Source organism: Thioalkalivibrio sp. ALMg13-2 (genome assembly GCF_000381185.1).
GTDB classification, from domain to species: Bacteria; Pseudomonadota; Gammaproteobacteria; order Ectothiorhodospirales; family Ectothiorhodospiraceae; genus Thioalkalivibrio; species Thioalkalivibrio versutus.
In genome coordinates this window covers 1-13744 of the sequence record NZ_KB906118.1, presented here as the reverse complement: position 1 = coordinate 13744, position 13744 = coordinate 1, and the positions used below count along the sequence as shown (strand labels likewise).

Below are 13744 nucleotides of genomic sequence, written 5' to 3'. Positions count from 1 at the left end.
GTCGGTCGTTCTACCGACAGCCCACCAGGGCATCGCCGGAAAGCAGGGCCGTGGCGCTGGCGGCGTCCACCGGTGGGGAATAGTAGTAGCCCTGGGCCAGGGTGCAGCCGAGGGCGCGCAGCGTCGCGGCGTGGGTATGGCTTTCGACGCCCTCGGCCACGGCCTCCAGACCCAGGTTGCGGGCCATGTGGATTACGGTCTGAACCAGGCGCTGGCTGTATTCGTCGTGGTCCAGCCCGGAGACGAAGCTGCGATCGATCTTGAGGATGTCCAGCGGTAGCCGGTGCAGGTAGCTGAGTGACGAGTAGCCGGTGCCGAAGTCGTCCATTGCCAGGCTGATGCCCAGGGCCTTGAGCTGGTGCAGGGTCTCGATCAGCTCGTCGAGATTGCCGAGCGTCGCGGTCTCGGTGATCTCCAGGCGCACCTGGGAGGCCGGCACCCCGGTGCCGGCAAGAATCGTCTGCACCTCGTCGACCAGTCCCGGGCGCGTGAGCTGCCGGGCGGATAGGTTGGTGCTGATGGTCAGCGGCATCTCGGGGTGGTCGATCCCCCATTGCACCAGCTGACAGCAGGCCGTGTAGAGCACCTGCATGTCGATCAGGTGGATTTGCCCGGTGTCCTCGGCGATGGGGATGAAGTCGTCCGGCGCGACCAGCGCGCCGTTGCGCTGCCAGCGCACCAGGCCCTCGAAGCCGGTGATGCAGTCCTCGCCGAGTGACACGATGGGCTGGAAGTGGACGATGAAGTCGCCGCGCTCCACCGCATGGCGCAGGTCGGTCTCGAGGGCCAGACTTTGCAGCGCCTGGGTCTGCATGCCGGGGTCGCAGAACTCGCAGCGGGCTTTGCCCAGTGACTTCGCGCGGTACATCGCCATGTCTGCCTCGCGCATCAGGTCGTCCGGCGTGGCCGGGCGCGCGGGGTCGTCCGCCGCGTTGGTCTCGCGGGCGGGGCAGCTCTGGCCGTAGGGGCGGGTGGCAATGCCGATGCTGACGGTGACGTAGATATCCTGCCCGGCGATGGTGAACGGCTCGTGCAGCACGGCCTGCAGGCGTTCGGCCACGCGCAGGGCGTCCACCGGCTCGTGCAGGCCTTCCAGCAGGATGGTGAATTCGTCGCCGCCCAGGCGCGCGAGGGTGTCGTCCGGGCGGTTGGCCTCGTCCCCCTTGGGCCGCGAGACGGTGTCGTTCTGGCGCAGGGCGTTCAGCAGGCGCCGCCCGACCCGCACCAGCAGTTCGTCGCCGGCCGGGTGCCCGAGGCTGTCGTTGACGACCTTGAAGCGGTCGATATCCACGAACAGCACGGCGAACAGGTTGAAGGGTTCGCGGGTGGCGCGGGCAATGGCATGGGCCAGGCGGTCGTGGAACAGGCGGCGGTTGGGGAGCCCGGTCAGCTGGTCATGGGAGGCGTTGTGGAGCAGGTGTTCTTCGTGGCGGTTGCGCTCGATCACGCGGCCCAGTTGCACGCCGATCTGCCACATCAGCCACAGCAGGTCGGGGTCGGTGGCGGTGGGTTCGGCGGCGAAGAACTCGAGGACGCAGGCGACCTCCTGGCCGACCATGACCGGGAAGGCGAATCCGGACCGCAGGCCGCTGGCGGCGGCCTGCGGTGCCCGCGGGAAATTGTCGTCCGCGGCCAGGTCTTCGATCCATGCCGGTTCGCCGTGCGCCAGTACCCGGCCGGGTAGCCCGTGGCCACTGGCAAAGGGCGTGTTGTCGGTGTTCTCGCGGAACTCGGTGAATGGCTCGGTGGCGGCGAGGTGCCAGATGCCGGTGGGTTTCAGCTCTCTGTAGTCGCTGTTTTCGTCGTGTCGGGTCAGATAGGCATGCCCCACCGGCCAGTCGAGGTACTGCCCGATGGCCGCGAGGGCCGAGCGCAGAACATGCGCGATGGAGTCCGACTGGTTGGCCGTCGAGGCAATGGTGTTGAGCAGCTCGATCTGTTTCTGCTTGGCGTAGACGTCCTGCAGCCGGGTCTCGGCCAGGGTCTCGGCGCGGCGCCTTGCCTGGCGTTCCTGCTCGACCAGGCCTTGCAGACGGGCTTGTTCGCTAACCGCCGCGAAGTCGTTGGCGCGTCGATTCACGCGCACCCCCGGTGCTCGCTGTCACACGCGCGCTGTTTGGCATCATGCATGGGCCCCTCCCGGCCATCCTTGTTTTACTGCATTCCCTGCCATGCGGTGACCGCGCAGCGTCTCATTCGAATGACGCCGGTACAGGCCGACTCATTCCGTGTGCATTGTATCGGGGCTGCGCGGCGGTGTGCGTATGGCTCGGCGTCGGGTTAGCCGTCGGGGTGGGTCACCCAGGGTTCGCCCATGGCCTCTTCCCAGTCGGCCTGGGTGGGGTGGTTGCGGTCGTAGCGTGTCCAGGCCTCGAAGATCTCGTCCGGCCAGTGCGACTGCAGCCAGGCGATGATCGCCTCGGCATCCGCCTCCGAGAGCGTGTCTTCGAAGCTGGGCATGGCGCCGCCACGCGCCTCGGCGCCAAAACGGATCATGTCCTTCAGTTGCCAGTACGGGTGGTGCCAGGTATGGGCGCTGCCATCCAGCGGCGGCGGGGGCAGGGTGCCGTCGGGGTTGCGCTGGCGCCAGTCCTCGGCGCCCTCGCGCTGCGCCCCGTGGCAGGCGACGCAGTGCTGCTGGTAGAGGCGCTCACCGCGCTGGAGGACCTCCGGATCGGTGGTACGCTCCAGGTGGTCGGGGGTCCCGGACGCGCCGCCGAACCCGTCGCAACCGGTCAGGCTGGCGGATGCGAGGATCAGCGCCGCGCTGCCGATCCAGGGGGTGAGCGATGGGTGTCGCCGCATCAGTCCTGAACGTCCGGCTCGCCCGCATTCCCGGCCGGTTCGTCGCCGCCGCGGAAGGCGTCACGCACCGAGCCCCAGGCCTTGCGCGAGCCGTCGCGCACGCCGCCCCAGGCGTCCTTTGCCCCGTCGCGAATACCGCCCCAGGCGCCGGAGGAGCGCTCGCGCATCTCGCTCGACCATTCAGCCAGGCGGTCACGTTCCTCGACCAGTCCGTCGTAGGCGCGTTCGCGGCGCTCGCGAGTCGCGTCGCTCAGGTCATCCCAGCCCTCGCGGAGGTTGTCGCCCAGGCGGCCGAGTTCGCGGTCCATCGCGTCCAGGGTCTCGCGGGTGCGCGAGCGGGTGGCCTCACCGGCCTCGGTGCTTTCTTCCTGGATCTCCTCGCGGGTCTCGGCCCAGGATTCGCGCAGTTCTTCCATCTCGCTGGCGGTGGTGTCGTCCTCTGCGGCGGGCGCATGCTCGTCGGAGTGGAGCGGGCTTGCGGCCAGCAACAGGGCGCACAGGCTCGTCATCAGGATGTGGCGCAGCTTGAGCAGTTTCATGGTGTCTTCCTCCCGGTCCGCGCAGGGCGGCGGACTGATCTGGTCTTTCTGCCATGGTAGGACGTTTGGCGGTCCGGTATGTTCGAGCGCAGGGAAATTTTTGCGAGAGGAACCACGGGATGCGATGGGGATGGCGGGTTGCATGGGGGTGTCTGACGGTACTGCTGGCGGGCTGTGCCACGTCCGCTTCGGGCCCGGAAACGGGCACTGCGCCGGACGGCTGGGAGTCGGCGCCTACCGCCTTCGAGGCGCAGGCGGTGCCTTCGCAGGCGCCCACGGTGATGCCCGGTGCCGCGGTGATGGCGTGGCTGGCGGCCAGCCCCTGGCATTCTGGACTGGCGGTTGACTACGCCGGGCTGGAGATCGACCAGCCGCGTCCGGAGCGCGCCGAGGTCCGCCTGACCGGGTTGCGCGACGATGCCGTCAGTGCCTACGAATTCCGCCTGGAGCTGGACGAGGCCGAGGCGGGTTGGGTGGTGCAGTCAGTGGAGCGCCGTGCCATATGCCGCCGTGGCCTTGGCGACAGCGGCCTTTGCCGGTAAGGCTTCGTGGAGGATTCGCCCTTGACCTGGTCCTTCTCGATGCGCTCCGGAGGCTTTGTGGTGAATCCAGGGCAGCCTCTGCTTCAGCGGCGGCGGGCCAGGGTCAGGCCGTCGCCGATGGGGGCCAGCGAGAGGTCGATGCGCTCGTCGGGATGCAGGGCGTCGTTGAAGGCGCGGATCGCGCGGGTGTCGTCGCGCTGGTCGTCCGGGTCGGCGACGGTACCGTGCCACAGGGTGTTGTCGATCAGGATCAGGCCGCCGGGGCGTACCAGGCGCAGGCAGTGTTCGAAATAGTCGGGGTAGCCGGTCTTGTCGGCATCGATGAAGGCCAGATCGAAGCGACCGGTCTCGCCGGCGGCCTCCAGCGCCTGCAGCGTGTTGCGCGCCTCGCCCAGCTCGAGCCGGATGCGTCCGGCGACCCCGGCGCGCCCCCAGTGACGCCGGGCCGTGGCGGTCCAATCCGCGCTCTTGTCCAGGGTGACGACCTCGCCGTCCTCTGGCAGGACGAGGGCGATGGCCAGCGCGCTGTAGCCGGTGAAGGTGCCGATCTCCAGATAGCGCTGTGCGCCCATGAGCTTCGCCAGCAGCGCCATGAACTGTCCCTGCTCCGGGGCGATCTGCATGTTCGCCTCCGGCAGGCCGGCCGTTTCGGCGCGCAGCTGCGCCAGTACCTCGGGCTCGCGCAGCGAGTGCTCGAGGAGGTAGCGGTACAGCGGTTCATCGAGTCCGATGGAACGATTGGACATTTACGCGCTCCGCGGCTGTGGGTGAGGGATCAGGCGGTCCAGCCACCGGCGCAGGACCGGTGTGGCCAGGACGATCAGGATGACCAGGGTGCTCCACTCGAGCCAGGCGGGCAGCAACTCGCCGGCGGCGCCCATCTGGGTGGCGACGTCGACCCCGGTGTGGGCCAGTCCGGCGTCCAGGGCGAGCCCCAGCGCGATGGTGGTGGCCGCGATTCCGGCCAGGTAGAGCACCAGCGCCGGGGTGCCGAGTTCGCGGCGGAATACGCCCAGCGTCGCCAGGCTGGTGATCGGCGCGGCCAGCAGGAACACCAGCACGGTGCCGGGCGAAACGCCGGCCGCGATCAGACCCACGGCGATGGGTGTGGCGGCGGTCGCGCACAGGTACATCGGGATGCCGATGATGGCCATCACCAGCATCGCCGTCAGGCCCGAGCCCCAGGCGGCCAGGGTGGCCGGCGGGACCAGGGCGAGCAGGGCGCCGGCGACCAGCAGGCCGATCACCAGCCACAGGCGGATATCGTCGAGCACGTCGTGGAAGGCATAGTGCAGTCCGCTGCGGAGCCGCGTGGGGAGATGTTGCGGGGCTTCGGGCGTGGCGCAGCCCGTGTCGGTCTCGCAACATCCGCCGCAGGTGTCGGGTTCGGCCCCGGTCGCCTCCGGGGGGTCCGTCGCGGCGCGCGTGCGCCCCACCAGTAAACCTGTCGTGATGGCCGTGACGATGGCGCCAAGGGCGCGGGCCACGGCCATTACCGGGCCCAGCAGGGCGTAGCTGATGGCAAGCGAGTCCACGCCGACACCCGGCGTTCCGATCAGGAAGGCGGTGGTGGGCCCGCGTCCGGCACCGCCGCGATGCAGGGCCAGGGCGGTGGGGATGGCCCCGCAGGAACAAAGCGGCAACGGGGCCCCGACGACGGCGGCACGCGCCGTGGCCGCCAGGCCGGCGCCGCCGAGCCAGCGCTGCAGGGCGGCCTCCGGGATCAGGGCCTTGACCGCGCCGGCGGCCAGCAGACCCAGCAACAACCAGGGCGCCGCGGTGAGCGCGACGCCCAGTGTTTCATTGAGGATGTCGACGATCATGCCCCGATCTTCCGTTGCGCGCGGGGCGGCTGCAAGAAGCCTGCCCGCCGGGTGGCGGATCAGCGGGGGCGTTGCGTGTCAGCCGCGCTGGCGCGAGATGCGCAGGACGTCGGACAGCCGCCGCAGGCCGCGCATGATCTGGGCCAGGTGCTGGCGGTCACGTACGGTCAGCAGGAAGGTCATCGCGGTGGAGTGGCCGTCCTGCTCGTTGAACGAGATGTGCTCGATGTTGGAGCCGTGATCCGCGATGACCGCGGCCATGTCGGCCAGCGCCCCGCGGCGGTTGGCGGTGCGGGTGCGTACGGCGGCGGTGAATTGCAGCTGGGGCTCATGCGACCACTCCAGCGCGATGGTGCGGTCGGACCGGTCGCGGCTCTCGTGCAGGACGTTGCGGCAGTTCTCGCGGTGAACCACCAGGCCGCGCCCGGCGCTCAACTGGCCAATGATCGGGTCGCCCGGGATCGGGTGGCAGCAACGGGCGTAATTCAGCACCAGCCCTTCGGTGCCGTTGACCGCGAGCGTGGTCGTAGTGGCGGGCTCTGTGGCGGTCGGGTCGGGGCTTTCCTTGCCGACCATCTGGCGGGCCACCAGCGAGGCCATGCGATTGCCCAGGCCGATATCGATCAACAGCGCGTCCAGGTCTTCCAGCTGCATCGCGTCCAGCATCTGGTCCAGGCGGGCCGGCGAGATGCGGGGCAGGCTGGTATCCATGGATTCCAGCGCCTTTTCCAGCATGCGCTCGCCGAGGGTGCGGGCCTCCTCGGACTGCATGGACTTGAGGCAGTGGCGGATGCCGGTGCGCGCCTTGCCGGTGACCACGAAGGACAGCCAGGCCGGGTTGGGGCGGGCGCCGGGCGAGGTGACGATCTCCACCGTCTGGCCGCTTTGCAGGCGTACCGACAGCGGGGCGAGCTGGCGATCGATCTTGGCGGCCACGCAGCGGTTGCCGACGTCCGAGTGCACGGCGTAGGCGAAGTCGATCGGGGTGGCGTCGCGCGGGAGCACGAGGATGTCGCCCTCGGGGGTGAAGGTGTAGACCTCGTCAGGGAACAGGTCGACCTTGACGTTCTCCAGGAACTCGATGGAGTTGCCGACGCTGTTCTGGATCTCGAGGACATCCTTCAGCCATTCGCGTGCCCGGCTCTGGGCCGTGCGGCTGGATTCGCTGCCGGCCTTGTACTGCCAGTGTGCGGCGATCCCGCTCTCGGCCACGCGATCCATCTCGGTGGAACGGACTTGCACCTCGATCGGGGCGCCCTGCGGGCCGAACAGGATGGTGTGCAGCGACTGGTAGCCGTTGGACTTGGGGATCGCGATGTAGTCCTTGAAACGCCCCGGAACCGGCTTGTAGAGGTTGTGCACCACGCCCAGCGAACGGTAGCAGGTGTCCACGTCGTCGACGATGATGCGGATGGCAAAGACGTCGAACACGTCTTCGAACGAGTGGTGCTTGTCGCGCATCTTGCGGTAGATGCTGTACAGGCTCTTCTCGCGCCCGGAGATGCGCCCGATGATCCCGGAAGCCTCCATGCGCGAGCAGATCGCCTGTTCGATGTTCTTCATCGGCTCGCGGCGGTTGCCGCCGGCCCGGTGTACTGCGCGTTCCAGTACCGCGGCGCGCCAGGGGTGCTTGGCCGAGAAACCGAGTTCCTCCAGCTCGCGGCGCATGGCATTCATGCCCAGGCGCTGTGCGATCGGGGCATAGATCTCGAGGGTTTCCTTGGCGATGCGGCGGCGCTTGTCCGGGCGCATCACACCGAGGGTGCGCATGTTGTGCAGGCGGTCGGCCAGCTTGATCAGAATCACCCGGATGTCGCGGGTGATCGCCAGCATCATCTTGCGGAAGTTTTCCGCCTGCGCCTCGGCCTTCGACTGGAACTGCAGGTGGGTCAGCTTGGACACGCCGTCCACCAGCTCTGCGACCTCCTCGCCGAACTCGGCGCGGATACGGTCCTTGCTGGTGGCGGTGTCCTCCATCACGTCATGCAGGATGGCGGCGCTGATCGCCTGGTGGTCCATCCGCATCTCGGCCATGGTGCGAGCCACGGCGAGCGGGTGATAGATGTAGGGCTCCCCGGTCTTGCGGGTCTGGCCCTCGTGCGATTCCGCGCCCAGGAGATAGGCGCGATAGACCTCCTCGACCTCTTCCGGCTCGAGGTAGGACTCGAGCTCGGAACATAAATCGCTGATCAGGAATCGGGTCGAGTCGCCCGGTACCGAGGAGGGGGCCCCGGGCGAAGCTGGCTGCCCAGCGGCCATTCAGAAAATCTCCTAGCGCTCGTCGGCTTCCAGCTGTTCCAGATGACGGATGGTGCTGAAGTCCAGCATCTGGTTCTGGGGCCGTTCGTCGTGTTCGTCGAACACCTCGATACCCACCACGCCGGCGGCGATTTCGCGCAGGGCGATCACCGTGGGCTTGTCGTTGTCCTCGGGTACGCGGGCTTCCTTCCCGTGGGCAATGTGGCGGGCCCGGCGGGCAGCCATCAGCACCAGCTGGAAACGGTTTTCGACATTTTCGAGGCAGTCCTCGACGGTGACGCGTGCCATCGGATACTCCGGTCAGTAAATTCTTGAAACTTGCATGTTACGCCGACCCATGCGCGCCCGCCAACAGATTCCCGATCGTGGATGCGGATCGGATCTCCTGTTCCACGGTGCGCAGGCGGTTGGCGCGGAAGATACAGGCCAGATCGCGCACGGCCTGGTCGAAGTCGGCATTGACCACGGTGTAGTCGTACTCGCGGAAATGCGTGCAGTCGGATTCGGCATCCCGCAGACGGCGCTGGATCACGTCTTCCTCGTCCTGCCCGCGGCCGCGCAGGCGGCGTTCCAGCTCGTCGCGCGAGGGCGGCAGGATGAAGATGGAATGCGCATCCGGCACGGCGGCGCGCACCTGGCGCGCACCCTGCCAGTCGATCTCCAGGATCACGTCCACCCCGGCGTCCAGGCGTTCGTCGACACTGGCGAGCGCGGTGCCGTAGAAGTTGTCGAACACCTTGGCGTGTTCCAGCAGCTGGCCGTCCTCGATCATCCCGAGGAAGGTCTCGGCGCTGACGAAGTGGTAGTGCTGTCCGTCGACCTCGCTGGCGCGCGGCGTCCGTGTGGTATGCGAAACCGAGACCTCCACCGCCGTCACCGATTCAAGCAGGGCGGCGACCAGGCTGGTCTTGCCGGCACCCGAGGGCGCGGAAACGATATAGAGGGTGCCGCGAACGGCCGGGGTATTGGCGGTCATGGACGTGTCCGCAGGGCCTGAACGTGATCGGGATCTGGCCGCTTCCGGATGGGCCGCTTGAATCGGGCCACAGGCCGGAAGACCAGGGTCAAGAAGAAGGTTGGTCGGAGTGAAAGGATTCGAACCTTCGACCCCTGCCTCCCGAAGGCAGTGCTCTACCAAGCTGAGCTACACTCCGAACCGAGCCCGCTATTATGCCGAGCCTCCCGGGGCGTGTCCATGCCCCGGGCGCTGAAAATCCTATCGGTAACGGTCGACCCGCCATGCGGCGTGGGTCGCGCCGCGTCAGTGGTTGCGCCCGACGGCGAAACGGGCGAGATCGATCAGGGCCTGACGCTGGGGCGAATCGGGCAATGTGGAGATCGCCTCGATGGCGGCGTCGGTTTCGGCCTCGGCGCGAGAGCGGGTGTAGGCCAGGCCGTCGGTTCCGTGTACGGCCTGCAGCACGGCGTCGACCTGATCGCGGCCGCCTTCTTCGATCGCCCGGCGCACGACGGCCTGCTGCTCGGGGGAGCCCACGCGCAGCGCATGGATCAGCGGCAGCGTGGGCTTGCCCTCGGCGAGGTCGTCGCCCATGCGCTTGCCGGTCACCTCGTCATCGGAGGAGTAGTCCAGGACGTCGTCGATCAGCTGGAAGGCGGTGCCCAGGTGCATGCCGTAGCGGGCCAGCGCCTGCTCGTCGTGTTCCGGGCGTTCGCCCAGGATGGCGCCCAGCTGGCAGGCGGCCTCGAACAGCTTGGCGGTCTTCGACTGGATCACGTGCATGTAGCGCTGCTCGTCGACGTCGGCGTCGTGGCAGTTCATCAGCTGCATCACCTCGCCCTCGGCGATCACGTTGGTCGCGTGGGAGAGGATCTCCATGACCCGCATGGAGCCGACTTCGACCATCATCTCGAACGCGCGCGAGTAGAGGAAGTCACCGACCAGGACGGCGGCCTCGTTGCCGAAGATGTGGTTGGCGGTCTCGTTGCCGCGGCGCAGTTCGGAGGCATCCACCACATCGTCGTGCAGCAGGGTCGCGGTATGGATGAACTCCACCACCGCCGCCAGGGTCACCGGATCCTGGCCCTGCACATGGCAGGCCCGCGCTGACAGGGTGGCCAGCAGCGGTCGCAGGCGCTTGCCGCCCGAATGGATGATGTAGTGTCCGAGCTGGTTGATCAGCACCACCGGCGAGCTAAGGCGCTCGCGGATGCACTGGTCGACGGCCTGCATGTCGTCGGCCGCCAGTTCTCGGATTGCTTCAATGGGCATGGGGGTAGGCAAGCAGGCTCATGTGAGGTGGTCGTGAGGGGCGAAGGCATGCTAGGGAAACGCTGCCTAATGTACAAGTTCGGGCGCGCGTCGGAGCGGTTTGCGGGCCGGATGGGTCAAGGGCTGTTGCCGCGCGCCCCGGATCGAAAAAACGGGGTGTCCACGTGTACCCGTCCATGAGCGTTCCCGCGGCCTGGCCGCTTCCCGGCATTGACCCGAGCGAGAAGCGCTGCTAGCATTTCCGCCCTTTCGCGAGACCAGCTCCCAGTCAGCTGGTCCACACAAGGTATCGCAACGGAGTCCCAGGGAAATGTACGCGATCATCGCAACAGGTGGTAAACAGTACCGCGTCGCCGAAGGCGACGTGATTCGCATCGAGAAGCTCGAGGCCGAGGCCGGTTCCGAGGTCGAGTTTGACCAGGTGCTGATGGTCGGTGCGGGTGACGATGTCCGCGTCGGGGCCCCGCTGGTGGACGGTGGCAAGGTCACCGCCAAGGTCGAAGACCATGGCCGCGCCAAGAAGATCCACATCATGAAATTCCGGCGGCGCAAGCACTCCCAGAAGCAGATGGGACACCGCCAGCATTACACCACCGTGCGCATCACCGGCATCGCCGGTTGATCGCCGCAGGCATTCAGGAGAGCTGAACCATGGCACATAAAAAGGCAGGCGGCAGTACCCGCAACGGGCGCGATTCCGAGAGCAAACGCCTGGGCGTGAAGCGCTTTGGCGGTCAGGTCGTGCGCGCCGGCAACATCCTCGTTCGTCAGCGCGGGACGCAGTATCATCCCGGCGAGGGCGTGGGTTGTGGCAAGGACCATACGCTGTTCGCCAAGGTTGACGGCCAGGTCGTCTTCAAGGTGGGTGGCCCGCACAACCGTCGTTTCGTGAGCATCCAGCCGCAGCAGTAAGCCGGCCGGACAGCGAAGCGTTCGCGAAAAGCCCCGTTCGACGGGGCTTTTTTTGTTCTGTACTTCGGGAAGCAAGCAATGAAGTTCATCGACGAGGCCACCATTACCGTAAAGGCCGGCGACGGCGGGAATGGCTGTGTCAGCTTCCGCCGCGAGAAATACATCCCCTTTGGCGGGCCCGACGGGGGTGACGGCGGAGATGGCGGCTCCGTATGGCTGGTGGGCGACGAAGGCCTTAACACCCTGGCCGATTTTCGCTACCAGCGCCGGTTTGATGCCGAGCGTGGCGAGAACGGCAAGGGGCGCAATCGTACGGGGTCTTCCGGCGAGGATCTGGAGATCGCAGTGCCGATCGGCACTCAGGTGCGCGATGCCGAGACCGACGAGATCCTGGGTGATGTGACCCACGAGGGCCAGCGTCTGCTGGTCGCTCAGGGTGGTTTCCACGGGCTCGGCAATACCCGGTACAAGTCCTCCACCAACCAGGCGCCCCGTCAGAGCAAGCCGGGCACCCCGGGCGACCTGCGCAAGCTGTCGCTGGAGCTGATGGTGCTGGCCGACGTCGGTTTGCTGGGCCTGCCGAATGCCGGCAAGTCCACGCTGCTGGCGCGGGCCTCGGCCGCGCGCCCGAAGATCGCCGACTACCCGTTCACCACCCTGATCCCGCAACTGGGCGTGGTGCGCATCGGGGTCAACCAGAGCTTCGTGATCGCCGACATCCCCGGGTTGATCGAAGGCGCGGCCGAGGGCGCGGGTCTGGGTACACGTTTCCTCAAGCATCTGGCCCGCACCCGCTTGCTGCTGCACGTGGTGGACGTGTCCCCGCCGGACCCGGAGGCCGATCCGCTGGTGGACCTGCGCACCGCGATCACCGAACTGGAGCACCACAGCGACAAGCTGGCGGCCCTTCCGCGCTGGATTGTGCTGAACAAGAAGGAACTGCTGGATGCCGAGGAACTTGCGGCGCTGGGCGAGCGCGTGCGTGCGGACCAGGGCGAGGCGCATCCGGTGTTTACCATCTCCGCGGTGACCGGCGAGGGCGTGGACGCCCTGCTGCAGGCGGTGATGCGCCATGTCGAGGAGGCCGCGCAGGCGGCGGCCGAGGCCGATCGGCGGGGTGCGATGGGGACGCCGGAGGACAAGCCGGAGGACCCCGCGTGACAGCGTCTGCCACACGGGCGCTCCCCGCCATTCGCCGGGTCGTCGTCAAGATTGGCAGCGCGCTGATCACCGCCGATGGTGCCGGGCTTGACCGCCCGGCGCTGGAGTCCTGGGCGCACCAGATCGCGGCGCTGCGCCGGCGCGGGCTGGAGGTGATCCTGGTCTCCAGCGGGGCGGTGGCCGAGGGCATGCGCCGGCTGGGCATGACCGAGCGCCCGCACCAGTTGCACCACGTGCAGGCCGCCGCCGCGGTCGGACAGATGGGCCTGGTTCAGGCCTACGAGCGCGAGTTCGCCAGCCACGATCTGCATGCGGCGCAGGTCCTGCTGACCCACGATGACCTCGCCGACCGCTCGCGCTACCTGAATGCCCGCAGCACCATGCTGGCCCTGCTCGAGATGGGCACGATCCCGGTGGTCAACGAGAACGACACCGTGGCCTACGAGGAGATCCGGCTCGGCGACAACGACACCCTGGCCGCGCTGGTGGCTAACCTGGTGGTGGCCGACCTGCTGCTGATCCTGACCGACCAGGATGGCCTGTTCGACCGCGATCCGCGCAAGCATGCGGATGCCCGCTTGATCCAGGAGGGCCGGGCCTCGGATGCCGGGCTTCACCGCTATGTGGCAGCCGATTTCGGTCGCCTGGGCCGGGGTGGCATGGCAACCAAGCTGCTGGCTGCCGAACGCGCGGCCCGTTCCGGCACGCATACCGTGATTGCCTCCGGACGCGAGGCGCAGGTGATGGGGCGGGTACTGAAGGGCGAAGCACTGGGCACCTGGCTAAAGCCGGACCGCGAACCGCTGGCGGCGCGCAAGCGCTGGCTGGCGGACCAGCTGCACTCGCGCGGTCAGTTGCAGCTGGACGCCGGGGCCGCACGCGTGCTGCGCGAATCGGGGAGCAGCCTGCTACCGGTAGGTGTGGTCAGCGTCGAGGGGGATTTTCGCCGCGGCGAGGTCGTGACCTGCGTGGATCCGGACGGGACCGCCGTGGCACGGGGGCTTACGAACTACGCGGCCAGCGAGATTCAGCGTATCCGCGGCCAGCGTGCCGATCGCATCGAGGCCGAGCTCGGCTACCTGCTCGAGCCGGAGCTGATCCATCGGGACAATCTCGTCCTGCTCTCCTGACCGCCACCGGGTGCTGCTGTCCTGTGTGGGTCTGTGGAACCACAGCTGTGCAAGCACGCTCCTGATATGGATTGACCTGTCAACGGTTGGCTATAGCGTTCGATAGAGGCCTCCTTGTTTCAATGTCTTCGGGTCAGGGCACGAGAAGCGAATTGCGACGGTGGATCACTCTGATATACGTGGGTTGGTTACCGACCGGACTTCACTTCGTCGCGGAGCTGCCCTTCTCTACAGTCGAGGGTCGGCCCTTCCGGGGAAGGGCGCACCTCATAGGAGCGCCAGGGGTTCTCCTCACCGGCCTCTCATGCCCTGGCCCGAAGACACTGATCCTGGGGTTCAACCG

General features: G+C 67.6%; 14 protein-coding genes and 1 tRNA gene. 5 read left to right on the top strand and 10 right to left on the bottom strand.

From position 1 onward, the window contains the following. Nucleotides 1-10: 10 nt before the first annotated feature. The 3 genes from F618_RS0111410 to F618_RS0111400 all read right to left on the bottom strand — a co-directional run bounded on the left by F618_RS0111410 (nucleotide 11) and on the right by F618_RS0111400 (nucleotide 3344). On the bottom strand, nucleotides 11-2086 hold the full coding sequence (locus F618_RS0111410; RefSeq protein WP_019568611.1) for a bifunctional diguanylate cyclase/phosphodiesterase: 2076 nt from the start codon (nucleotides 2084-2086) through the stop codon (nucleotides 11-13). A 194-nt stretch (nucleotides 2087-2280) separates the two neighbouring features. Further along, entirely contained in the window at nucleotides 2281-2805 is a 525-nt protein-coding gene (locus F618_RS0111405) for a cytochrome c (RefSeq protein ID WP_018951332.1), read from the bottom strand. Next, nucleotides 2805-3344 carry a hypothetical protein gene (locus F618_RS0111400; protein ID WP_019562631.1) on the bottom strand — a complete coding sequence of 180 codons (540 nt, stop codon included), beginning with the start codon at nucleotides 3342-3344 and terminating at the stop codon, nucleotides 2805-2807. The genes F618_RS0111405 and F618_RS0111400 overlap by 1 nt, the downstream gene beginning before the upstream one ends. Nucleotides 3345-3625: 281 nt before the next feature. On the opposite strand from F618_RS0111400, the gene F618_RS0111395 reads away from it, so the two are divergent. Beyond that, entirely contained in the window at nucleotides 3626-3886 is a 261-nt protein-coding gene (locus tag F618_RS0111395) for a hypothetical protein (protein ID WP_019568610.1), read from the top strand. An 83-nt stretch (nucleotides 3887-3969) separates the two neighbouring features. On the opposite strand, the gene F618_RS0111390 is transcribed toward F618_RS0111395, so the two are convergent. The 7 genes from F618_RS0111390 to ispB form a co-directional block, all read right to left on the bottom strand. After that, on the bottom strand, nucleotides 3970-4632 hold the full coding sequence (locus F618_RS0111390) for a class I SAM-dependent methyltransferase (protein ID WP_019568609.1): 663 nt from the start codon (nucleotides 4630-4632) through the stop codon (nucleotides 3970-3972). After that, nucleotides 4633-5709 carry an SO_0444 family Cu/Zn efflux transporter gene (locus tag F618_RS0111385; RefSeq protein ID WP_018650437.1) on the bottom strand — a complete coding sequence of 359 codons (1077 nt, stop codon included), beginning with the start codon at nucleotides 5707-5709 and terminating at the stop codon, nucleotides 4633-4635. Between the two features lie 78 nt (nucleotides 5710-5787). Next, nucleotides 5788-7968, bottom strand: coding sequence for a bifunctional GTP diphosphokinase/guanosine-3',5'-bis pyrophosphate 3'-pyrophosphohydrolase (gene spoT, locus F618_RS0111380; RefSeq protein WP_018146306.1), 2181 nt, complete (start codon nucleotides 7966-7968; stop codon nucleotides 5788-5790). A gap of 12 nt (nucleotides 7969-7980) precedes the next feature. Beyond that, nucleotides 7981-8256: a DNA-directed RNA polymerase subunit omega gene (gene rpoZ / locus F618_RS0111375; RefSeq protein ID WP_018146305.1), complete on the bottom strand. Its 276-nt coding sequence runs from the start codon at nucleotides 8254-8256 to the stop codon at nucleotides 7981-7983. A 37-nt stretch (nucleotides 8257-8293) separates the two neighbouring features. Further along, nucleotides 8294-8944 (bottom strand): guanylate kinase, encoded by a 651-nt coding sequence (gmk, locus tag F618_RS0111370; RefSeq protein WP_018146304.1) that lies wholly within the window; start codon nucleotides 8942-8944, stop codon nucleotides 8294-8296. Nucleotides 8945-9045: 101 nt separating this feature from the next. Continuing rightward, nucleotides 9046-9122 (bottom strand) — tRNA-Pro (locus F618_RS0111365). A 107-nt stretch (nucleotides 9123-9229) separates the two neighbouring features. Then, nucleotides 9230-10198 (bottom strand): octaprenyl diphosphate synthase, encoded by a 969-nt coding sequence (gene ispB / locus F618_RS0111360; RefSeq protein ID WP_018167977.1) that lies wholly within the window; start codon nucleotides 10196-10198, stop codon nucleotides 9230-9232. A gap of 310 nt (nucleotides 10199-10508) precedes the next feature. Here ispB and rplU point away from each other — a divergent pair, with 310 nt between their 5' ends. The 4 genes from rplU (at nucleotide 10509) to proB (ending at nucleotide 13401) form a co-directional block, all read left to right on the top strand. Next, the gene (gene rplU / locus F618_RS0111355; protein WP_018146302.1) at nucleotides 10509-10820 is read left to right on the top strand and encodes a 50S ribosomal protein L21; all 312 of its coding nucleotides are present in this window, start codon (nucleotides 10509-10511) and stop codon (nucleotides 10818-10820) included. 29 nt (nucleotides 10821-10849) lie between these two features. Further along, entirely contained in the window at nucleotides 10850-11110 is a 261-nt protein-coding gene (gene rpmA, locus F618_RS0111350; protein WP_017941884.1) for a 50S ribosomal protein L27, read from the top strand. Nucleotides 11111-11188: 78 nt separating this feature from the next. Then, nucleotides 11189-12271, top strand: a complete 1083-nt coding sequence (gene cgtA, locus F618_RS0111345) for an Obg family GTPase CgtA (RefSeq protein WP_019568608.1) — start codon at nucleotides 11189-11191, stop codon at nucleotides 12269-12271. Further along, the gene (gene proB, locus F618_RS0111340; protein WP_018176510.1) at nucleotides 12268-13401 is read left to right on the top strand and encodes a glutamate 5-kinase; all 1134 of its coding nucleotides are present in this window, start codon (nucleotides 12268-12270) and stop codon (nucleotides 13399-13401) included. Before cgtA ends, proB begins: the two co-directional genes overlap by 4 nt. Nucleotides 13402-13744 lie beyond the last annotated feature (343 nt).